At 40.0% G+C, this 15,369-nt stretch carries 17 protein-coding genes; 14 read left to right on the top strand and 3 right to left on the bottom strand.

Annotated features, from left to right (window positions below):
• Window positions 1-33 precede the first annotated feature (33 nt).
• From rsfS to R3X26_RS10265, 10 genes are all read left to right on the top strand, one after another.
• Window positions 34-351: a ribosome silencing factor gene (gene rsfS, locus R3X26_RS10310; RefSeq protein WP_317717217.1), complete on the top strand. Its 318-nt coding sequence runs from the start codon at window positions 34-36 to the stop codon at window positions 349-351.
• 2 nt (window positions 352-353) lie between these two features.
• Window positions 354-824 (top strand): 23S rRNA (pseudouridine(1915)-N(3))-methyltransferase RlmH, encoded by a 471-nt coding sequence (gene rlmH, locus R3X26_RS10305; protein WP_317717234.1) that lies wholly within the window; start codon window positions 354-356, stop codon window positions 822-824.
• A 6-nt stretch (window positions 825-830) separates the two neighbouring features.
• Window positions 831-2,714, top strand: coding sequence for a penicillin-binding protein 2 (gene mrdA, locus R3X26_RS10300; RefSeq protein ID WP_317717216.1), 1,884 nt, complete (start codon window positions 831-833; stop codon window positions 2,712-2,714).
• Between the two features lie 2 nt (window positions 2,715-2,716).
• A complete protein-coding gene (gene rodA, locus R3X26_RS10295) occupies window positions 2,717-3,838 on the top strand; it encodes a rod shape-determining protein RodA (RefSeq protein ID WP_317717215.1) in 1,122 nt (373 codons plus the stop codon).
• Window positions 3,838-4,623: a septal ring lytic transglycosylase RlpA family protein gene (locus R3X26_RS10290; protein WP_317717214.1), complete on the top strand. Its 786-nt coding sequence runs from the start codon at window positions 3,838-3,840 to the stop codon at window positions 4,621-4,623. Before rodA ends, R3X26_RS10290 begins: the two co-directional genes overlap by 1 nt.
• A 167-nt stretch (window positions 4,624-4,790) precedes the next feature.
• Window positions 4,791-5,957 carry a serine hydrolase gene (locus R3X26_RS10285; protein ID WP_411572411.1) on the top strand — a complete coding sequence of 389 codons (1,167 nt, stop codon included), beginning with the start codon at window positions 4,791-4,793 and terminating at the stop codon, window positions 5,955-5,957.
• Window positions 5,958-6,130: 173 nt separating this feature from the next.
• A complete protein-coding gene (gene ybeD, locus R3X26_RS10280; protein ID WP_317717212.1) occupies window positions 6,131-6,400 on the top strand; it encodes a DUF493 family protein YbeD in 270 nt (89 codons plus the stop codon).
• 195 nt (window positions 6,401-6,595) lie between these two features.
• On the top strand, window positions 6,596-7,246 hold the full coding sequence (gene lipB / locus R3X26_RS10275; protein ID WP_317717233.1) for a lipoyl(octanoyl) transferase LipB: 651 nt from the start codon (window positions 6,596-6,598) through the stop codon (window positions 7,244-7,246).
• Window positions 7,243-8,208: a lipoyl synthase gene (gene lipA, locus R3X26_RS10270; RefSeq protein ID WP_317717211.1), complete on the top strand. Its 966-nt coding sequence runs from the start codon at window positions 7,243-7,245 to the stop codon at window positions 8,206-8,208. Before lipB ends, lipA begins: the two co-directional genes overlap by 4 nt.
• A gap of 250 nt (window positions 8,209-8,458) precedes the next feature.
• The gene (locus R3X26_RS10265) at window positions 8,459-8,785 is read left to right on the top strand and encodes a hypothetical protein (RefSeq protein WP_317717210.1); all 327 of its coding nucleotides are present in this window, start codon (window positions 8,459-8,461) and stop codon (window positions 8,783-8,785) included.
• A 91-nt stretch (window positions 8,786-8,876) separates the two neighbouring features.
• On the opposite strand, the gene glyA is transcribed toward R3X26_RS10265, so the two are convergent.
• On the bottom strand, window positions 8,877-10,127 hold the full coding sequence (glyA, locus tag R3X26_RS10260; protein WP_317717209.1) for a serine hydroxymethyltransferase: 1,251 nt from the start codon (window positions 10,125-10,127) through the stop codon (window positions 8,877-8,879).
• Window positions 10,128-10,475: 348 nt separating this feature from the next.
• Here glyA and R3X26_RS10255 point away from each other — a divergent pair, with 348 nt between their 5' ends.
• A complete protein-coding gene (locus R3X26_RS10255) occupies window positions 10,476-11,075 on the top strand; it encodes a YitT family protein (RefSeq protein ID WP_317717208.1) in 600 nt (199 codons plus the stop codon).
• 120 nt (window positions 11,076-11,195) lie between these two features.
• Window positions 11,196-12,347: an amidohydrolase gene (locus R3X26_RS10250; RefSeq protein ID WP_317717207.1), complete on the top strand. Its 1,152-nt coding sequence runs from the start codon at window positions 11,196-11,198 to the stop codon at window positions 12,345-12,347.
• A 43-nt stretch (window positions 12,348-12,390) separates the two neighbouring features.
• Here R3X26_RS10250 and R3X26_RS10245 read toward each other — a convergent pair whose 3' ends face one another.
• Window positions 12,391-12,690, bottom strand: coding sequence for an MliC family protein (locus R3X26_RS10245; RefSeq protein ID WP_317717206.1), 300 nt, complete (start codon window positions 12,688-12,690; stop codon window positions 12,391-12,393).
• Between the two features lie 80 nt (window positions 12,691-12,770).
• Window positions 12,771-13,337, bottom strand: a complete 567-nt coding sequence (gene gmhB, locus R3X26_RS10240; protein WP_317717232.1) for a D-glycero-beta-D-manno-heptose 1,7-bisphosphate 7-phosphatase — start codon at window positions 13,335-13,337, stop codon at window positions 12,771-12,773.
• A gap of 307 nt (window positions 13,338-13,644) precedes the next feature.
• Between gmhB and metN the strand changes: the two genes are divergently transcribed.
• On the top strand, window positions 13,645-14,679 hold the full coding sequence (metN, locus tag R3X26_RS10235) for a methionine ABC transporter ATP-binding protein MetN (RefSeq protein WP_317717205.1): 1,035 nt from the start codon (window positions 13,645-13,647) through the stop codon (window positions 14,677-14,679).
• The gene (locus tag R3X26_RS10230) at window positions 14,669-15,346 is read left to right on the top strand and encodes a methionine ABC transporter permease (protein WP_317717204.1); all 678 of its coding nucleotides are present in this window, start codon (window positions 14,669-14,671) and stop codon (window positions 15,344-15,346) included. Before metN ends, R3X26_RS10230 begins: the two co-directional genes overlap by 11 nt.
• Window positions 15,347-15,369 lie beyond the last annotated feature (23 nt).

Below are 15,369 nucleotides of genomic sequence, written 5' to 3'. Positions count from 1 at the left end.
AAATAACTCAAAACAACATAATGAGGTACTAATTTGTTAGACAGCAAATTAAAAGCATTTTTGGTCGATAAAGCCGACGATATGAAAGCCGAGAATATTGTAACCATCAATGTTATCGACAAATCCAGTGTAACCGATTATATGGTGATTTGTACTGGTAACTCAAAGCGTCATGTATCTTCCATTGCTGACAATATTGCCAACGAAGCAAAAAACATAGGGTTAACACCATTAGGTATTGATGGCGAAGATGAAGGCGAATGGGTTGTCGTTGATATGGGCAGTGTAATGGTTCATGTTATGCAACAAGAACATCGTGAACTTTATCAGCTTGAAAAACTCTGGAGCTAATGTTGAAGATTCAACTCATCGCTGTTGGCACTAAAATGCCCAAATGGGTAGAAGAAGGTTTTAACGAATATAAACGACGTTTTCCTCATGATATGCCGTTAGAACTAGTCGAAATTACAGCGGGTAAAAGAGGAAAAAATGCCGATATTGCAAGAATTTTGCAAAAAGAAGGCGAAGCCATGCTTGCTGCTGTCCCCAAGGGAAATAGAATTGTTACTTTAGATATTCCAGGAAAACCTTGGAATACCGAACAACTAGCGCAACAGTTAGAAAACTGGAAACTCGACGCGAGAGACGTCTCTATATTAATTGGTGGGCCAGAAGGGTTAGCACCGGCATGTAAATCCGCAGCCGAACAAAGTTGGTCTCTATCTCCTTTAACACTCCCACACCCACTAGTAAGAGTGATAATGGCTGAAAGTTTATACCGAGCTTGGAGCATCACAACCAACCATCCTTATCATCGAGAATAATGCGACATGAGACTTAGACGCACTCAAATTCGTGATCATCAAGTAGAAGCAAGGCTATTTACCAGCAGAGCAATTATCTCTTTTTTGGGCATCATTGCCATGATCGCTTTGCTCCTTGGCAATCTATATCATATTCAAGTAAACCAATATCAAGATTATGAAACCCGCTCGAATGATAACCGAATTAAAGTCGTTCCTATTGCACCTAACAGGGGTCTAATTTATGACCGAAACGGCAAGTTATTAGCCGAAAACCGACCGGTCTTCAATTTAGAATTAACCCCTGAAAAAATTGATAATATTGATGACACTATCCATCGCCTTCAGCAAATTTTGGAGATCCCTCCAGAAAAAATTGCGAATTTCGAAAAAGAACGTCGTCGTGTTCGTCGCTTTAAGTCGGTACCCTTGTTGACTCAATTAACTGAAAAACAAGTCGCTGTATTTTCAGTTAATCAATATCGTTTTCCCGGAGTAGAAGTCTCTGCTACGTTAAAGCGTCACTATCCTTACGGCTCGGCACTAACTCATGTGTTGGGATATGTATCAAGAATAAATGACAAAGACGTGTTAAAGCTTGCCCGTGAAGGCAAAGAAAGCAATTATCTAGCGACTCATGATATCGGCAAACTGGGTATTGAACGTTATTATGAAGAAGTATTGCACGGTACTGCTGGCTATCAAGAAGTTGAAGTAAACAGCCGTGGTAGAGTGATCAGAACATTAAAATATGTCGCACCAGTACCGGGTAAAGATCTGATTTTAAACCTAGATATCGATTTACAACTTTATGTGTACAAATTATTAGACCGCCGCCGAGGTTCAGCAGTAGTACTTGATCCTAAAGATAATGGTATTTTAGCGATGGTGTCCACACCCAGCTATGATCCAAACGCGTTTGTTCACGGTATATCAAGTACGGCCTACAACAAGCTTCTCAATAATAAAGATCGACCGCTAGTCAATAGAGCAACGTTGGGAATCTATCCTCCAGCATCAACTGTCAAACCGTTTATTGCTGTAGCCGCTCTACAAGAAGAAGTGTTAACGCCTTATACGACTCGAAATGACCCTGGCTTTTGGAAAATACCTAACTCAAAGACCAAACCATTCCGAGATTGGTTACGTTGGGGACATGGCCGAGTCAACATCACTCAATCGATCGAAGAGTCGGTCGATACCTTTTTCTATCAAATTGCTTATGATCTAGGAATAGATAGGTTATCTACTTGGATGATGAAATTCGGTTTTGGTGACTATACTGGTATAGATATTCACGAAGAAAGCAAAGCCAACATGCCGAGCCGAGAATGGAAAATGGCACGCCATAGAACCCCTTGGTACCAAGGGGATACTATTCCTGTCGGAATCGGTCAAGGTTACTGGACCGCAACACCTATGCAGATAGCCAAAGCAACGTCGGTGCTTATCCACAAAGGCGTTGTGATACCACCACACTTACTCAAAGCAACCATAGAAAACAGTTCGCCAGAGAACACTATCATACCTGAACCTATTGATGCGTACCCACCGATCACGGGAGTACCAGATAAATATTGGGACATTGCAATACAAGGTATGAATTTAGTTAACCATGGTAAAAAAGGCACGGCACGCCGAGCATTTACTAACCTAGGTTATCAAAGTGGCGGAAAATCAGGTACCGCTCAAGTTTTTGGTTTAAAAGAGGATGAAGAGTATAACGCAGAAGACTTAGATGAACGTTTACGTGACCATGCACTGTTCACTGGTTTCGCACCACTCGACAACCCTCAAGTAGTCGCAACCATCGTATTAGAAAATGCAGGGGGAGGCTCTACCAACGGAGCACCTGTGGTTCGTAAGATATTTGATAAAGTTATCCTCAATAAAGATGATGTAACGGAGTAGAAATGAAAGTTGATCCATCAACAGGGAAAAGCCGTCTGTTCTTCGAAAAATTTCATATTGACCTGCCGTTATTACTTGGTTTGATTGCCGTTATGCTATTTGGACTAGTTGTAATGTACAGTGCTAGCGGACAAAATTTAGCCATGATGGACCGTCAAGCAATGCGCATGCTTCTCGCTATAGGCGTAATGATTGGTCTTGCTCAAATATCACCACGAACTTATGAAGCATTTGCTCCGTTTCTATTTGTTGCTGGAGTGGGGTTATTGTTAGGCGTTCTATTCTTCGGTGAAGTATCTAAAGGCGCACAACGTTGGCTTAACCTAGGCATAGTTCGATTCCAACCATCGGAGTTACTTAAACTGGCTGTCCCATTAATTGTCGCAAGATTCATTGGTAAACAACCTCTTCCACCCACATTTAAAACGCTATTCATCTCATTACTATTAGTATGTGTGCCAACCATACTCATCGCCAAACAACCCGATTTAGGCACTTCGATACTTATTGCTGCTTCTGGTATTTTTGTTATTTTTCTGGCAGGCATTAGCTGGCGTTATATTTTTTCAGCTGTCGTTGCAATTAGCGCATTTGCTCCAATACTTTGGTTTTTCCTCATGCAGGAGTATCAAAAAGTCAGAGTCAGGACATTATTTAATCCCGAGTCAGATCCACTGGGTGCGGGATACCATATTATTCAAAGTAAAATAGCGATTGGCTCGGGTGGTATTGCCGGTAAAGGTTGGTTACATGGCACTCAATCACAACTGGAATTTCTACCAGAACGACATACCGACTTTATCTTTGCCGTTATTGCCGAAGAATGGGGAATGCTAGGAATACTTGGACTATTAACTTTATATTTATTTATTATTGGACGAGGGTTGTATCTTGCCAGCCAAGCGCACACTGCTTTTGGTCGAATGATGGCTGGTAGTGTAATGTTGAGTTTCTTTGTTTATATATTTGTTAACATTGGAATGGTTAGTGGCATATTACCCGTAGTGGGTGTTCCTTTACCACTCATCAGTTATGGTGGAACCTCAATGGTAACTCTAATGGCCGGTTTTGGCATTTTAATGTCAATCCATACTCATAAAAGCATGCTATCAAAAGCGACCTAATGACAACTAAAAAAAACATCATCTGCGTGATTTTCGCTCTATTACTTACCGCCTGTTCAAGCTCCGACAGCCGTTACTCTATTAAAAACGATGTAGGGCCAGAACAAGCAATTCAACTTGACCATATCGAAGACGCACATCCAAAGTACGAGCCATTCAGTCGTGGGGGTAATCGAGATTACAATCTACGAGGAGGTTCGTATAAAATTATAAAAAATCCACAAGGTTTTAAGCAAAGTGGCTTAGCATCATGGTACGGTCAAAAGTTTCATGGCCATCTCACTTCAAACGGTGAAATCTACGACATGTATTCAATGACAGCGGCTCATAAAACGTTACCCATACCAAGCTACGTTAAAGTCACCAATACGGATAATGGCAAAACGACCATTGTGAGAGTAAATGACCGTGGGCCATTCCATGAGAATAGAATAATTGACCTCAGCTATGCTGCTGCATACAAACTCGGCGTAATAAAAACTGGCACAGCAAATGTTACCATTGAATACATAACGACAACACCGCCAGAACCTCAGTCTTACACCGCAAAACAACAACCCAGTTACAGCATTCAAACCGCTTCATCAAATAATGCTGAACGAAGCCAAACTTTAGCGGAAAATATTAGTAAAACCATGCAGCTAGATACATATTTAGAACCGTCGGATAATATCTATAGGATCCTTGTTGGACCATTTACTGACTACAATGAAACTGTACAAATATTACAAAAATTGAAGCAACACGGTTACCCGCAAGCCTTCATAAGAAAAATCAATCACTAATGTATGTCATTCAAGACTAGCGATTTTGTTGAATTTTTGTCATAGTGCTTGCTCAGCTGATGCCGATGACATAAATCATTGCCCTCGACTTAAACATTGTCCTCGAGTTAAACGTTGTCTTCGAGGTAAACATAGTTATAACTCATAAAACTGAAAAATAGATGAAAATGCCAAACAATATTTTTAGAACACTGATTATCTCAACTGCTGCACTTTCTGCATCTTTTTCTTATGCAGCACCCATCGTTGTTCCTGATGCACCTCAAATCGCGGCCAAAGGCTATGTACTTATAGACTTTAACTCAGGGAAAGTTCTCGCTGAGAAAGAAAAAGATACCAAACTTTCACCTGCTAGCTTGACCAAAATGATGACCAGTTATGTTATCGGACAAGAGTTAGCGCGTGGCAACATATCTTTACAAGACGATGTTGTGATCAGTAAAAATGCTTGGGCTAAAAATTATCCAGATTCTTCAAAGATGTTTATTGAAGTTGGTACAACCGTAAAAGTTGAGGATCTAAATAGAGGCATTATTATCCAATCGGGTAACGATGCTTGTGTTGCAATGGCGGAACACGTCGCCGGCTCAGAAGACGCTTTTGTTGACCTAATGAACGCATGGGCAAACTCTATTGGCATGACTCGTACGCATTTTGCCAACGTGCATGGTTTAGACCATGATGAACTTTATTCAACACCTTATGATATGGCTCTGCTTGGTCGCGCGCTTATCCGAGATGTTCCCGATGAATATGCAATTTATTCAGAAAAACAATTTACGTATAACGGCATAACTCAGTACAACCGTAATGGTCTACTGTGGGATAAAAGCATGAATGTGGACGGTATTAAAACTGGCCACACTAGCAAAGCAGGGTACAGCTTAGTTAGCTCTGCAACTGAAGGGAAAATGCGTCTTGTTGCTGTTGTAATGGGCACAAATAGTGAAAATGCGCGTAAAGCGGAAAGTAAAAAATTATTAAACTATGGATTCCGTTTCTTTGAAACGGTTGCACCTCATAAAGCAGGTGAAACCTTTGTGAGTGAACGCATTTGGATGGGTTCACAAGAGAATTTAGCACTTGGCGTCGCACAAGACACTTACGTAACACTGCCGCGTGGACAAGCGAAAAACCTAAAAGCCAGCTTTGTGCTTGAAAAAGAACTAAGAGCACCAATAAGCCAAGGTGATGAAGTGGGTACTCTTTACTATCAAGTTGACGGTGAAGATATTGCACAATATCCACTGCTTGCGTTAGAAGACGTACAAGAAGGCGGAGTATTTAGTCGTTTAGTCGACTACTTTATTTTATTATTTAAGAGTTTTTTCTAATCTCATCCTACTATTTAAATATATTGGTTTAGGGTAAAAATAGTGCCATTAATTACCTACACCTATACATTTAACCGATAAACAAAGGCCACTTATGTGGCCTTTGTTTTAGTTGAGATTGATCGTTATTGGGCGTAATATGCGCTGCCTAATTAAATCCTCTGGAGTATTTCATGCAAGAACAACCAAAACTTAAAGACCTGTTAGAGTTTCCTTGTCAATTCACTTATAAAGTGATGGGTTATGCGAAGCCTGAACTACCGGAATTGGTTTTACAAGTGATTCAAAAACATGCTCCGGGTGACTATAGCCCTAGCATAAAACCGAGTGGTAAAGGGACCTACAATGCTATCTCTATCACTATTACCGCAACATCAATAGAGCAAGTAGAAACACTTTATAAAGAACTCGGTGACATAGAAATTGTTCGTATGGTGCTTTAAGGTTATTCATTATTTAAAACGACACTTTTTGAATAAAAACGGACATCACTTTTAAACAAAAAGAACTCTACAACAGCGGCAAATGCCGCTGTTTGTACATTCCTCTGACCACAAAATATAATAGTAGAAGCGACAAAAGAAGTTTATAATCCATTTACTTTATTAATTGCTTAACGAGATACCAGTTTGTCGAAAATAGAAGATCAATTAGTTGTACGAGATCTTGGCCTTCAAGACTATGAACCAGTATGGAAAGCAATGCACGCATTTACTGACCGTCGTGATACAGATACAGTAGACGAAATATGGCTAGTTGAACACAACCCTGTTTTCACACAGGGGCAAGCCGGAAAAGCCGAACACCTTTTAAATACAGGGAATATTCCTGTAGTAAAAAGTGATCGTGGCGGGCAAGTTACTTACCACGGTCCAGGTCAATTAGTTGCCTACTTTTTGATTAATCTGCGCAGAAAAAAAATCGGTGTCCGAGAGTTGGTTACTCATATTGAAAATTTAGTTATCAACACATTATCAAATTTCAACATTGAATCTTCCGCACGGTCTGATGCTCCAGGAGTTTATACTGACGGAAAAAAAATATGTTCGCTTGGCTTAAGGATACGTAAAGGCTGTTCCTTTCATGGCCTAGCATTAAATATAAACATGGACCTATCGCCATTTTTACGCATAAACCCTTGTGGCTATCAAGGAATGGAGATGGTACAAGTGAGTGAATTAGGAGGGCCTAGCAGTATAAATACCGTTAGTAACTCACTCCTAAAAGAACTTACTCTTCTGCTTAACTATGAGCATGTCGATATAATAAAAGAAAGCAAACTATCATGAGCAAACCAATTCAAATGGAAAAAGGCGTCAAATATAGAGATGCTGATAAAATGGCACTGATACCAACTAAAACAATGCCAGTTGAGAAACAAGAAGTGTTACGTAAGCCAGAATGGATGAAAATTAAACTCCCTTCTGATAGCCAACGTATTCAAGAAATAAAGTCAGCTATGCGTAAAAATAAGCTGCATTCCGTATGCGAAGAAGCCTCTTGCCCTAATCTCGCAGAATGCTTTAATCACGGAACCGCGACTTTTATGATTCTCGGTGCTATCTGTACTCGTCGTTGTCCATTTTGTGATGTTGCCCATGGAAGACCTATTACTCCAGATAGTAATGAACCGCAACACCTCGCTCAAACAATAAGCGACATGAGGCTGAAATATGTTGTTGTTACGTCAGTGGATCGTGATGATTTACGTGATGGTGGAGCTCAGCACTTTGCCGATTGTACTCGTGAAATTAGAGCGAAAAATCCGGGAATAAAAATAGAAACTCTTGTTCCCGATTTCCGTGGCCGCATGGATACCGCACTTGATATATTAAAGGACAATCCACCAGATGTGTTTAACCATAATTTAGAGACAGCACCTCGCCTTTACAGAAAAGCACGTCCTGGCGCAAATTATAAATGGTCATTAACACTGCTGAAAAAATTTAAAGAACTGCATCCAGATGTACCAACCAAATCGGGTGTAATGATGGGCCTAGGTGAAACTAAAGAAGAAATTATCGAGGTTCTTAAAGATCTTCGTGCTCACGGTGTAACGATGCTAACACTAGGCCAATATTTAGCCCCTAGCCGTCATCATTTACCTGTTGAACGTTATGTACCACCTGCAGAGTTCGATGAATTGAAAGACATTGCCCTAGATCTTGGATTTACACATGCAGCCTGCGGACCATTTGTTCGTTCTTCTTATCATGCAGATATGCAAGCGAAAGGTGAAGAAGTCAAGTAACTGAAACATTATCTGAAAAAGACTGACTTAAAGAGTAGTCTTTTTCGACTTCAGCAAGTACATTGTATTATGGCATCATAGCTCTTAAGCGAAATAGCTCTTAAGCGAAATCGCACTTAAGTCAAATTGTACTTAAACAAAAGATTATTAAAGCGCAGTTAAGAATAAGTCACTGTAAAAATAAACTATTTTATACTAGGCTTAACGATTAACACTATATAGCACCGAAAATAGAAAAAGGAATGACGGTATGCAAAAAATAAGTTTATTAGGTTTTTTCTCACTAATCCTTGTAGGCTGTTCTTCACAAAACACGCAACAAGACAACTATTTAGATGCCTCATTCGAGTTGTGCAACACTGAAGTTAGCACCTATTCTGTAAGCGATGATGGTCGTGTTAGAATAATTTGTGCTGATGATTCTAAGTTCACAATGAACAGTGAAGAAACTCTTGAGATTATGCGCGATATTAATATTGACTATTGTACTGGTGAAGGTTTATCGAAGTTTAACGAAAGTAATCGTTATTACTCATTTCAGTGTAAATCAGGTACGACATTGAGCATCAATAAATAATGAGTTGAAAAGTCACCTGTAGTAAAAAGCACAAAAACAAAAAAACGCGAACTGATTCAGTTCGCGTTTTTATTTGCACGATAATTAAAACCTACGCGTAAACAGGTAAACGCTTGCAGATTTCTAATACTTTTTGTTTAGTTGCTTCAATTGTTGCTTCGTTATTCACATCATCTAAAACATCACACATCCAACCTGCCAATTCTTTAGCATCTTGTTGAGTGAAGCCACGGCGAGTAATTGCAGGTGAACCAACACGAATACCAGAAGTAACAAATGGGCTACGAGGATCGTTTGGCACTGAGTTTTTATTAACGGTAATATTAGCTGCACCTAACGCGGCATCCGCCTCTTTACCTGTAATATCTTTGTCAATCAAATCAACAAGGAACAAGTGGTTCTCTGTTGAACCAGAAACAATGTTATATCCACGAGCAATAAATTCAGCCACCATCGCTTTTGCATTTGCGACTACTTGTGCTTGATACTCTTTGAATTCTGGTTCCATTGCTTCTTTAAATGCAACCGCTTTACCAGCAATAACATGCATTAAGGGACCACCTTGGCCACCCGGGAATACTGCAGAATTTAATTTCTTATACATATCTTCACCTGCGTTTGATAAAATCAAACCACCACGAGGGCCTGCAAGTGTTTTATGTGTCGTTGTAGTTACAACGTGTGCATAAGGAAGCGGGGTTGGATAAACACCGGCTGCAATAAGACCCGCAACGTGAGCCATATCTACAAACAAGTAAGCGTCCACTTTATCTGCAATTTCGCGCATACGTGCCCAATCAACGATCTGAGAATAGGCTGAAAAACCACCTATGATCATTTTTGGTTTATGTTCTAAAGCCAGTTGTTCCATCTCGTCATAATTGATCTGACCAGCTTCATCAATACCGTAAGGAATAACATTGTAGTGCTTACCAGAAAAATTCACAGGTGAACCGTGAGTAAGATGTCCACCATGAGCCAAGCTCATACCTAAAACTGTATCACCAGGCTTAAGTAGAGCCATATAAACAGCACTATTTGCTTGAGAGCCTGAGTGTGGTTGAACATTTGCGTATTCGCATTCAAATAGCTGACACGCGCGATCTATGGCAAGTGATTCGGCTTTATCGACATACTCACATCCACCATAGTAACGTTTACCCGGATAACCTTCGGCATATTTATTCGTTAGCTGAGAACCTTGAGCTTCCATGACTCGTGGGCTGGTGTAGTTTTCTGAAGCGATTAGCTCGATATGCTCTTCTTGACGAAGAGTCTCTTCCTGTATTGCAGCATATAGCTCTGCATCATAATCAGCGATGTTCATGTCACGCTTTAGCATCTGTATCTCCTGACTCAGATAATCTGAATTTGCAAAAAAACCACACTACCAACTAACACAAACGTTTTCGTTGGTATTCTAAGTTGCCACATTCTACCTAATTTGATCTATATCAGAAAGTAACTTCAGTAAAATAATCATGTAAATTTTTCATGTTGTACCTGAACAGAATTAATAACAAACCTTCGGCTTAACCTTGAGAACGAAAACCCTTAAAATGAAGAAAAAATTTACAATGTGTAAATTGTAGATTACACCCATTAGCAGTTAATTTTCACTCCAAACTATCGAAATGAACAATTTTTATCTACTATCCTAACTAATTAATACAACTTAAATAGGCAAGTGATGCAAAAACACTCAATCAAGGAAGACTGGGTCGCAATACTAGTTGGTACGTTTCTAACCGCGCAAGGCGTTTACTTGCTTAAGTCTGCAGGACTTATAACAGGAGGAACCGCCGGATTATCGCTATTGCTATCTCAAGTCACTTCATATTCATTTGGCTTTCTTTATTTCACCATCAATATTCCTTTCTTCCTGCTTGCTTGGCAACGTTATGGTTACCAATTTGCATTAAACAGTGTTATTTCCAGCGCATTGGTGTCTGTATTTGTAGATCACCTCGATATGGTGATGGTTATAGAATCGGTTAACGAAATTTACTGTGCGGTTGCAGGCGGCGTTCTTATCGGCTTGGGCATGCTAGTGCTATTCCGACATCGTTCTAGTCTTGGCGGCTTCAACATTTTATGCTTATTAATCCAAGATAAAGCGGGAATATCGGTAGGAAAAACACAAGTCGTTATTGACTCTGTAATCGTCGTCGCTTCTTTCTTTTTTGTCTCACCATGGATAATTGCTCTATCAGTACTAGGTGCAATAATCATTAATTCGGTTTTGGGTATGAATCACAAACCGTCTCGCTACATTGTGACGTATAACTAAGGTCATCAGTTCGTAACATAGCCTACTATATTGAAAAAATAACAGCACAATAATCATTGTGCTGTTATTTTTTCAAGGTAAAGTAAACCATTATATCTAAATGTTACTAGGATTAACCGCATGGATAGCGTATTAACCTCTGTTTGTTTCGATCCAATTGAATTTAGAAAAAAACTGCATCGTGAGCCAGAATTATCTGAGCAAGAACAGCAAACATCCACACAGATTGCCATCCAATTAAAAACATTTGGTTTATCACCAATAGAGCATATCGGTGGATACGGTATTATCTGTATAATTGACAGTGGTATCAAAGGCGAAACGACACTGTTACGAGCCGATTTCGATGCGTTACCTATTTGTGAAAATAACCATCACGATCATATATCGCAGAACCCGGGGGTAATGCACGCATGTGGCCATGACGGCCATACTACTTCCCTGCTCATAGTAGCGGAAAAGCTCTCAACTCACCCACCCAAAGCCGGTAAGGTAATCTTACTTTTTCAGCCAGCAGAAGAAATAGGTACCGGAGCAGCAGCCATGCTACTTGATAACAACTTGAAAGATTTGAAGATAGATAATGTTTTTGCATACCACAATCTTCCTGGCTATCCTCTCGGCCAAATTTTAGTCAAAAACGACACCTTTGCTTGCGCATCTACTGGTGTACTAATCAAACTAGAAGGTAAAACATCTCACGCGGCACGGCCAGAAAATGGTATCAGTCCATGCGCTGCAATGGTGGACATAATCGACTACCTACAAACAATGCCTGAAAGTTATTCTCAAGCTTTCACTTTAGTTACGATCGTACATGCGCAACTTGGCGAACAAGCATTTGGGGTATCACCAGGCGAGGCAAAAGTGATGGCGACCATACGTAGTGATTGCAACCAAACCTTTGCTAAAATGAAAATCAATCTAAACAAAAAACTGTATGAACTGAGTCATGCTCACGGCATCAAAGTGAGTTTAAACTGGGATGAACCTTTTAACGCTGCGGTTAATTCAAATCGGCATTCACAACTTATTGAACAACAGGCAAAAAACATCGGAATGTCGGTACAACGCTTAGAGCAACCAATGCGTTGGTCGGAAGATTTCGCTGAATTTTTGCAACGATGGAATGGCGCGCTATTTTGCATAGGAAGTGGTGAATCTCACCCAGAACTGCATAATCCAGATTATGATTTTCCTGACCAACTATTAAAGACAGCCAGTCAATTATATTTATCTCTTATCAATGCGTTACACAATGGCTCACGATAAATTACTCACAATACTAATTACACTGTGTAAATGAGTTAAGATTTTAATAATCTGTTGTGCAATTAACAAAGGCTTCCGAGCCAAGCGTTAACATTGCATCTGAACCTTTTAGCCAAAGTTGCAATGCCTGATCTGTGCTTTTATATTTACTACCAGATGCCGCCGGTATCTGCTGCAATGGAATACGCTTTTTCGACATCAGCATTTCTGCAGTGAGCTCACCAGTCTGTGAAAAACTGAATTGAGAGCCGTTATCGCAAAGATACAAAGGAGTTTCAGGCTTTTTAGCACTACAACCAGAAAGAAGTAAGAACGCGACTAAACCAAAACCATAATATTTCATCTTTACAAATTATCCTTTATTTCCGTTGTCTTTGTTTATTTCAAATTGAAATTTACTTATTAGTTGGCTACCGACTGCGACTATCCAAGATATGATTTCCCCTCTAAATACTCGGGTACATATTTAATACTGTCAACAACCGTGGTTGCAAGCGTTTCACCTTGTTCTGTAACCGGTTTGCCTGAACGTACCAAAATTTTAGTGCCGACACCAGCAGCTTCAGCAGCCATCATATCTTCCGCTTTATCACCAACCATAATTGATTTTTCCATATCAATTTTCAAGAAATCACGTGCCGAAATAAACATTCCAGGCTTAGGTTTGCGGCAATCGCAATCTTGTTTATATTCACCAATACCATGCTCTGGATGATGCAAACAATAATAGATGCCATCAAGTTCCACGCCATTATCAACAAAATTCCAATCCATCCATTCGGTTAACGAAAGAAACCTTTCTTCACTGAAAAGACCACGGGCAACACCTGATTGATTGGTCACTAAAACCAACAAATACCCCATTTGTTGCAGTTTCTTGGTCGCCTCAAAAACACCATCGATAAACTCAAAGTCATGTTCATCATGCACATAACCATGGTCTACATTAATGACACCGTCGCGATCTAAAAATACTGCTGGTTTAGCCAAAATATCGTCCTCAAAATGTATATCTATCGAAATTATTGCACGCTTTAACTTGCTAAGCACTAATTATCCTTGACTAGGTTTGTCTGTTCGATTGACGGTTAATATTAATAACTCACTGGCACAAGTGATTATAGAACAGCACTAGCAACCCACATAAGCTAGCCTAAACCAGACACAGTAAAAAATATTTTAGACGTCTAGACGTAAAAATACCTATTGACATAAAAACGTGATCACCATAGCATCGTCTCTATTATACAAAGTTAACAAGAACTTTATTCCGACTATTCTGCTTAGGTTTTACTAAATGATTGAAATCAGCAATGTTAACAAAGTTTTCTATCAAGGCACAAAAGAGATCCATGCCTTAAGAAATATCAACTTATCCATACCTCAAGGCACTATTTTTGGCGTTATAGGTTCTTCTGGTGCAGGTAAAAGTACACTCATACGTTGTGTAAACATGTTAGAAGCACCGACTCAAGGTAATGTTGTCGTAGATGGCGTAGATTTAACATTGTTATCTAAATCGGAGCTCAGTAAAGCTCGCCGCAATATAGGCATGATTTTTCAACATTTTAACTTGCTTTCTTCTCGCTCTGTTTTTAACAACGTTGCTTTACCACTCGAATTAGCAGGAATGGACAAACAAACAATCTCGAACAAAGTAACTGAACTTTTGTCATTAGTTGGACTCGCTGACAAACGAGACACCTACCCAGCCAATTTAAGTGGCGGTCAAAAGCAACGTGTTGCTATCGCACGAGCCTTAGCTTCTGATCCAAAAGTGTTACTCTGTGATGAAGCAACCAGTGCTTTAGATCCTGCCACCACTCAGTCTATATTGGAGTTACTTAAAGAAATAAACCGCAAGCTTAATATCACGATGCTGTTGATTACCCATGAAATGGACGTAGTAAAAGGCATTTGCCATCAAGTGGCTATTATTGGTGATGGTGAGTTAGTAGAAAAAGGCACAGTTGGCGAAATTTTTGCTCACCCAAAAACAGAGTTGGCACATGAGTTCATTCGTTCAACTCTCGATTTAACCATTCCGGAAGATTATCAAGCCAGATTAAACCGAACACGTATTCAAGGTAGCCATCCACTGATTCGCTTAGAATTTACAGGGGAAACTGTTGATGCGCCGGTTATGAGCCAAATCGCACGCCAATTCGATATTGATGTCAGCATTTTAAGTTCCGATCTCGATTATGCAGGTGGTGTTAAGTTCGGCATGATGGTGGCCGAGTTTTATGGCTCAGAAGAAAACGATAATGCGGCAATCGAATTTTTGAAAGAACACAAAGTAAAAGTAGAGGTACTTGGTTATGTCCTTTGATTTAATTGCACAATGGTTAAGTCTCAATAGTAATCTACTCATTGGAGCCACATGGGACACACTCTATATGGTCGCTGTTTCTGGTGTCGTTGGGTTCGCTATTGGTATTCCACTCGGCGTTATTCTACATATCAGTAAAAAAGGCGGTTTGGCTGAGAATACCAAGTTAAATTCAGCTCTTGGTGCTATCGTCAACATTGGTCGCTCTGTGCCGTTTTTAGTTCTAATGGTTGCAATTATTCCTGTCACGAAAATATTAGTAGGTACGTTTATCGGCACTACAGCCGCTATTGTTCCATTAACTATTGGTGCTATTCCTTTTGTTGCTCGCCTTATTGAAGGTGCTCTGCTTGAAGTACCGAGTGGCTTAGTAGAAGCCGCACAATCAATGGGGGCAACGCCAACCCAAATCATTACTAAAGTACTGCTTCCAGAAGCACTACCAACCATCGTGAATTCGGTCACTATTACATTGGTCACATTGGTAAGTTATTCTGCCATGGCAGGCACTGTTGGCGGTGGCGGGCTAGGTGATGTTGCCATCCGCTACGGGTTTCATCGCTATGACGTGGTGATCATGGCTGTCACTGTTGTAATGCTAATTGTACTGGTCCAAATCATTCAATCCATTGGCGACGCTGTTGTTAGCCGAGTAGATCATAGATAATAAAAATCATAATATTGTAGGAG

Source organism: Vibrio sp. TH_r3 (assembly GCF_033101115.1).
Lineage (GTDB): Bacteria > Pseudomonadota > Gammaproteobacteria > Enterobacterales > Vibrionaceae > Vibrio.
Note: the sequence above shows the minus strand (reverse complement) of the source record. Positions and strands in the feature narration are given on the sequence as shown.

Bases quoted from the DNA above. Each gene is read 5' to 3' on its own strand.
- R3X26_RS10250 (WP_317717207.1), top strand. From the start codon at position 11,196: ATGGATAGCGTATTAACCTCTGTTTGTTTCGATCCAATTGAATTTAGA.
- lipA (WP_317717211.1), top strand. From the start codon at position 7,243: ATGAGCAAACCAATTCAAATGGAAAAAGGCGTCAAATATAGAGATGCT.
- R3X26_RS10285 (WP_411572411.1), top strand. From the start codon at position 4,791: ATGCCAAACAATATTTTTAGAACACTGATTATCTCAACTGCTGCACTT.
- R3X26_RS10265 (WP_317717210.1), top strand. From the start codon at position 8,459: ATGCAAAAAATAAGTTTATTAGGTTTTTTCTCACTAATCCTTGTAGGC.
- R3X26_RS10245 (WP_317717206.1), bottom strand. From the start codon at position 12,690: ATGAAATATTATGGTTTTGGTTTAGTCGCGTTCTTACTTCTTTCTGGT.
- R3X26_RS10290 (WP_317717214.1), top strand. From the start codon at position 3,838: ATGACAACTAAAAAAAACATCATCTGCGTGATTTTCGCTCTATTACTT.
- ybeD (WP_317717212.1), top strand. From the start codon at position 6,131: ATGCAAGAACAACCAAAACTTAAAGACCTGTTAGAGTTTCCTTGTCAA.
- rodA (WP_317717215.1), top strand. From the start codon at position 2,717: ATGAAAGTTGATCCATCAACAGGGAAAAGCCGTCTGTTCTTCGAAAAA.
- mrdA (WP_317717216.1), top strand. From the start codon at position 831: ATGAGACTTAGACGCACTCAAATTCGTGATCATCAAGTAGAAGCAAGG.
- R3X26_RS10255 (WP_317717208.1), top strand. From the start codon at position 10,476: ATGCAAAAACACTCAATCAAGGAAGACTGGGTCGCAATACTAGTTGGT.
- R3X26_RS10230 (WP_317717204.1), top strand. From the start codon at position 14,669: ATGTCCTTTGATTTAATTGCACAATGGTTAAGTCTCAATAGTAATCTA.
- glyA (WP_317717209.1), bottom strand. From the start codon at position 10,127: ATGCTAAAGCGTGACATGAACATCGCTGATTATGATGCAGAGCTATAT.
- metN (WP_317717205.1), top strand. From the start codon at position 13,645: ATGATTGAAATCAGCAATGTTAACAAAGTTTTCTATCAAGGCACAAAA.